Source organism: Huintestinicola sp. (assembly GCF_051882455.1).
Taxonomy (GTDB): domain Bacteria; phylum Bacillota; class Clostridia; order Oscillospirales; family Ruminococcaceae; genus Huintestinicola.
In genome coordinates, this window is sequence record NZ_JBJERV010000089.1 from 1 (window position 1) to 5,754 (window position 5,754).

Consider the following 5,754-nt stretch of genomic DNA (forward strand, 5'->3'; position numbering starts at 1 on the left):
GACAGCTGGAGGGCTGCGTTAAAAAGCTCAAGGCTTCTCAGCACCTTATGGGCACTCCTCCCACTATGACTCAGGCTATGAACGCTATAAGAGAAATTCTCAGCGACGATACCATCGCCCCCGTTACCGTGGACAGGATAATTGCTGAGGTGGCGGGAATTTACGGCGTTACAAGCGACGATATAAGAAGTATGAAACGCTCCTCTCAGATATCCACCGCAAGAAAAGTGGCGGCTTATGTCATTAAGGAAATGACCCAGCTGTCACTTCAGAATATCGGCGCGGAGCTGGGCGGCAAAAATCATTCAACAGTTTCATTCTATATCGACAGTATCTCCGAGGCAGTCGCGACCGACTCGGGTACGAAAGAAACCATCGAGGATATTATAAAGAATATTAAGGGCGCAACAAGTTAAAGACCCCAGCAAAACTAACGGAGTTCAAAAGATAAAAGTTTCGCTCAAGCCTTTTCCAAAGGCTTGCGGGGGTCGAGGGGGCAGAGCCCCTCGTCGCCCTCCGCAGAGGGCGAAACTCCTTATCCTTAGAAGAGCTCCGCAAAGGGGTGAATTGAAAACAGTCCTGTGGACTGTTTTCAAGAGGGGAACGCCCTGCGATAGAGGGCGTTCCCCTTCCCCGGGATTGTTAAGGGTCGCAACCCTTAACACAATGCGCCCTAAGGCGCATTGCTCCCCGCACAGCTTTCAGCCCCAAGCAAATTATATTTCCCAAAAGCAGTATAAATACCCTCATACCCCGCTATAAACCATAAAAATCCAAACTTTCAACAGCCGCATTACAATATGGTTACAAAATATTACAAAATGTAACTTTTTCAACAGAAATTCAAAATCGGCTTGTTTATGCGAATTTTTGGTAGGTATGGCAATGTGAGGATAATAAATTAAATTTACAATCTGTAATATCAAATGTAAATTATACAGTAAGTTTAATTTTACAGAAAGTTATATCAACAGTTTTCAACAGCTTGTTGAATTGGCTGTTTAAAACTTTTAATCTGACAAAATCCACAGTTACAAATTGGTTACAAGTTGTTACATTTTGGTTTTACAAAAAGTATAAATGTGGTTTTCAACAGGTTTTTGAATCACTGTCGGGTATGTTTCGGAATTTCAACGGAATTTTCGGCGGTGAACAGGAAACTTTTAAGAAAATTTCAACCGTTTGAACGGCGGGTAATGTGCTAAGATTTTCTTCAACCGGTTTCAACGAAAGAGAAGAAAATTTCAACTCCCGGCTGTCTAACTGCTAAGCCTTTTGTGAAGCGGTGTGACGGGTGGTTTGGGTAATTTCAACACCCCTATTACTGTTACTATTTTGTAATTATTTGTTTTGTATTGTTACCGTATTGTAATTTTCAGAGCAGATGATGATGAATTTGTGTAAGTAAAATTTTTATTATAGATCACCTTCGGCGTATCATATATGGAAAGGAATAATTAAAATGAAATTTATCTGCAAACAGTCTGTGCTCAATGAGGCTGTGAATAATGTGTCAAGAGCTGTCCCCGTTAAATCCCCCGTTACCGCTCTGGAAGGTATCAAAATGTATCTCAATAAAAATGAGCTGGAGCTTACAGGCTACGATCTGGAGCTGGGCATCAGAACTACTATCGAGGTGCAGTCGGAGGATCACGGGGAATTTACCGTTAATGCTAAGCTGTTCTCCGAGATAGTCAGAAAAATGCCTTCGGAAAATGTGGTCGTGGAAATTGACGAGAAGCTCAAGGCTACGATCAAGGGCGGCGACGCGGAATATAACATTCTCGCCCTCTCCGCCGACGATTACCCCTCTATGCCCGATTACGACACCTCCGACTGCGTCAGCGTTTCTCAGGCGCTCCTTAAAAATATGATAAGCCAGACCATTTTCGCCGTATCGGTATCGGATAATAAGCCAATACTTACAGGTGAGCTGTTCGATATCGAGGACGGGGTCTTCAACCTCGTTGCCATTGACGGCTTCAGACTGGCTGTGAGAACAGAAAAGCTGAACACCGAGGATAAGTATCATTTCGTTGTCAAGTCAAAGGCCCTCTCCGAGGTCTCAAAGCTTCTGAGAGACGATGACGAAAAGCCTGTGAATATGTACGTTTCAAGAAAGCACATTGCCTTCGACATAAGCGGCTATACCGTTATTTCAAGACTGCTGGAGGGCGAGTTCCATAATTACAAGGGCTCCATACCTCAGAACCATACCACCGAGATAATCCTTAACACCAAGGACCTTATAGCAAGCCTTGAAAGATGCTCCCTGCTTATCGTGGAGCAGACTAAGGCTCCCGTTAAATGCTCCTTCGGGGACGGTCAGGTCAGAATAAGCTGCTCTACCTCCCTCGGTAAGCTTTCCGACGTTTTCAATGTTGACGTTACGGGAAATAAGGTGGATATCGGATTTAACTGCAAGTACCTTCTGGACGCCCTCAAGGCTTCCGAGTCGGATAAGGTAAAGCTCCTTCTGAACGGCGGTCTCTCGCCTATGAAGATGGTCCCTGTGGACGGGGATGCTTTTACGTTCCTGGTGCTGCCTGTCAGATTAAAGGCGGAGTAATATCAAAAGATAAAAGTTTCACTCAAGCCTTTTCCAAAGGCTTTCAGGTTTCCAAAGGGAGGGTATTGTTTTCAAGTCCAATGCCCTTTGGTCGCCCTTTCGCAATGATAAACAGAGTTTATCTGCGAAATCTCCTTATAATTAAACGAAAGGTCAAATGAAAATGGAAGTTCAGACCGAACAAATCAAGATAACCACCGAGTTCATCAAGCTCCAGCAGCTCCTTAAATTCTCCGGGGCGGCGGATATCGGCTCGGAGGCTAAGGATATGGTCGCTGCGGGCATCGTTAAGGTCAACGGTGAAGTCTGCACTATGAGGGGCAAAAAACTCCGCCCCGGCGACGTTGCCGAGATAACTGCCGAGGATATTATTCTCAGGCTTGAGGTCGTCTGATGATAATTACCCGGGTTTGCGCTGACGGATATAAAAATCTTTCCGGGGCGGATATATGTCCTCATGAGAAAATGAATATACTCTGCGGCGATAACGCTCAGGGGAAAACAAATTTCATCGAGGCTGTGTGGCTTATGACGGGCTGCCGCTCCTTCCGCGGTACCAGAGACAGGGATTTTATAGGCTTCGACAAGGACAAGGCTAAAATTTCCCTTGAGTACCGGGATTCCTTCCGTCCCCAGAAAATAGAGCTTGAGGTGAAGAAAAGCTCCGTCAAGGACAAGAACATTACTCTCAACGGGGTCAAGGTCCCACTGCTGTCGCGGCTTTTCGGAAACCTTAAATGCGTGGTTTTTACCCCCGAGGACCTGGCGCTGGCTAAGGGCTCTCCCGACAACCGCAGGAGCTTTATCGACCTTTCCGCTTCACAGCTGAAAAGATCCTTCGTCTATGCCCTTAACAAGTATGATGGGCTGCTGAGTCAGAGAAATGCTCTTATAAAAGACATTGCTTTCGGCAGGGCGGACAAGAGTATGCTCGATGTATGGGACGTTCAGCTTGCTAAGACAGGGGCGTATATATCCGTTATTCGTGATACTTATTGTAATAATCTGAATAGTTATACTGAGAGTTTATATAATAAAATTACAGATGGTAATGAAACTCTTAAATTATACTATCAGTCAACTATATATAAACGTCTCGAGGGAAGGACTGACCACGAGGGGGAGCTTTTTGAGATATATCTCGATAAACTCAGAAACGGCGCCGATGATGATATCAGGGCAGGCTACACCCTTTGCGGCATTCACCGGGACGATGTCTGCGCCGCCATAAATGGGCTTCCCGTAAGGGAGTTCGGCTCTCAGGGTCAGCAGAGAAGCACTGCGCTGGCTATGAAGATCGCTCAGGCTAAGATAATAAAGGACCAGACGGGGGACGCTCCCGTTATGCTCCTTGACGATGTTCTCAGCGAGCTTGACACCGGCAGGCAGAGGTTCATTCTGGAAAATATCGAGGGTATGCAGGTCTTTATCACCTGCTGCGACAGGAGGGTCATCGGCAGCTCCGACGGGAAAATTTTTTCCGTTAAGGGCGGCAGGATAACCGAGCTGAAAGGATGATTTGATGTATATACATCTGGGCAGCGACACGGTGGTCAGAGACTCGGATATTATCGGGGTCTTTGATATCGAAAATACCTCGGTGAGCAAGGTATCAAAGGAATATCTCGCCGCTTCGGGCAAAAGAAGATCTGCCGTTTCGGTCTCCTATGAAATGCCAAGATCCTTTATTGTAGCTATGGCAGAGGGAAGGGAAAGAGTTTATATTTCTAATGTTTCCTCCGCTACTATTATGAAAAGATGCAGATAATTCTGTATAAATATCTATGATTTATACAGATAGTAATATAATTAACCGCAATATGTCCTGCTTTCGGGGCGTATTTACAGAAAGGAAAGGTCACTTTTTATGTCTGATATTCAAAACAATACTCCCGAACAGGCTTATGACGAAAGCCAGATACAGGTCCTGGAGGGTCTCGACCCCGTAAGAAAACGCCCGGGTATGTACATCGGCTCTACGGGTCCCAGAGGTCTTCATCACCTGGTTTACGAGATAGTTGACAACGCCATTGACGAGGCGCTGGCAGGCTACTGCACCGAGATAAAGGTAAATATCCTCAAGGGAGATATTATCGAGGTCACGGATAACGGTCGTGGTATCCCTGTCGGCATTCACCCCAAGGAGGGCATTTCGGCGGCTACCGTTGTTTACACCATTCTCCACGCGGGCGGTAAGTTCGGCGGCGGCGGATATAAGGTCGCAGGCGGTCTTCACGGCGTGGGCGCTTCCGTTGTTAACGCCCTTTCCGAATGGCTGGAGCTTACGGTCAAGGACGGCAAGCACGTTTATTTCCAGAGATTTTATAACGGCGGTCATTACGATGAACAGCTGAAAGTTATAGGCGATACAACAGAGACGGGTACAAGCGTTAAATTCAAGGCTGACCCGCTGATATTTACCGAGACTACCGTTTATGAGTATGAGGTATTGCTCAAACGTCTCAGAGAGCAGGCTTTCCTTAATGCGGGAGTCAGAATTGTTTTCTCAGATCTGAGAGATGATGATAATATCCAGTCCGAGGTGCTTCACTACGAGGGCGGCATAAGGCAGTTCGTGGAGCATATCCACAAGGTAAAGGGATATGAGCCGCTGACGGACAAGGTCATTTATGTGAGCGGTTCAAAGGGCGATTCTACGGCTGAGGTGGCTTTGCAGTGGAATGAGTCATTTAATGAGGATATACGCTCATTTGCAAACAATATTCACACCGTTGACGGCGGTTCTCATGAGAACGGCTTCAAAAATGCGCTTACCAAGGTGATAAACGAGTACGGAAAGAAATTCAATCTCATCAAGGACAATGCCGACAAGCTTATCGGCGACGATGTGAGAGAGGGTCTTACCGCTATCATTTCCGTTAAGCTCACAAACTGCGAGTTTGAGGGTCAGACTAAGGGAAGGCTCGGAAATCCCGAGGCAAGACCTCTTGTGGAGGATATTGTTTACGAGAAGCTTATGTGCTACCTCGAGGAAAATCCCGAGCAGGCAAGGGCGATCTTCGACAAGGCGGTAAACGCTCAGAAGGCAAGAGAGGCGGCTAAAAAGGCAAGAGAGACTGCAAGAAGAAAGTCCGCTATGGACAGCGCTTCTCTCCCCGGAAAGCTCTCCGACTGCTATGACAAGGACAACAAGCTCACCGAGCTTTACATCGTGGAGGGAGACT

The 5,754-nt window shown here is 46.4% G+C and carries 6 protein-coding genes; all 6 read left to right on the top strand.

The features are described 5' to 3' along the window. On the top strand, positions 1–416 hold a 416-nt coding region (locus ACI4J0_RS10930), incomplete at its 5' end, for a helix-turn-helix domain-containing protein (protein WP_439765844.1). Positions 417–1,462: 1,046 nt separating this feature from the next. Continuing rightward, the gene (dnaN, locus tag ACI4J0_RS10935) at positions 1,463–2,569 is read left to right on the top strand and encodes a DNA polymerase III subunit beta (protein WP_439765845.1); all 1,107 of its coding nucleotides are present in this window, start codon (positions 1,463–1,465) and stop codon (positions 2,567–2,569) included. Between the two features lie 163 nt (positions 2,570–2,732). Then, positions 2,733–2,963 (top strand): RNA-binding S4 domain-containing protein, encoded by a 231-nt coding sequence (locus tag ACI4J0_RS10940; protein ID WP_439765846.1) that lies wholly within the window; start codon positions 2,733–2,735, stop codon positions 2,961–2,963. Continuing rightward, a complete protein-coding gene (gene recF, locus ACI4J0_RS10945; protein WP_439765847.1) occupies positions 2,963–4,087 on the top strand; it encodes a DNA replication/repair protein RecF in 1,125 nt (374 codons plus the stop codon). The genes ACI4J0_RS10940 and recF overlap by 1 nt, the downstream gene beginning before the upstream one ends. A 4-nt stretch (positions 4,088–4,091) precedes the next feature. After that, positions 4,092–4,337, top strand: a complete 246-nt coding sequence (remB, locus tag ACI4J0_RS10950; RefSeq protein WP_439765848.1) for an extracellular matrix regulator RemB — start codon at positions 4,092–4,094, stop codon at positions 4,335–4,337. A gap of 99 nt (positions 4,338–4,436) precedes the next feature. Beyond that, on the top strand, positions 4,437–5,754 hold a 1,318-nt coding region (locus tag ACI4J0_RS10955; protein ID WP_439765849.1), incomplete at its 3' end, for an ATP-binding protein.

Coding starts and splice junctions, on each gene's coding strand:
- dnaN (WP_439765845.1), top strand. CDS start 1,463: ATGAAATTTATCTGCAAACAGTCTGTGCTCAATGAGGCTGTGAATAAT.
- ACI4J0_RS10940 (WP_439765846.1), top strand. CDS start 2,733: ATGGAAGTTCAGACCGAACAAATCAAGATAACCACCGAGTTCATCAAG.
- recF (WP_439765847.1), top strand. CDS start 2,963: ATGATAATTACCCGGGTTTGCGCTGACGGATATAAAAATCTTTCCGGG.
- remB (WP_439765848.1), top strand. CDS start 4,092: ATGTATATACATCTGGGCAGCGACACGGTGGTCAGAGACTCGGATATT.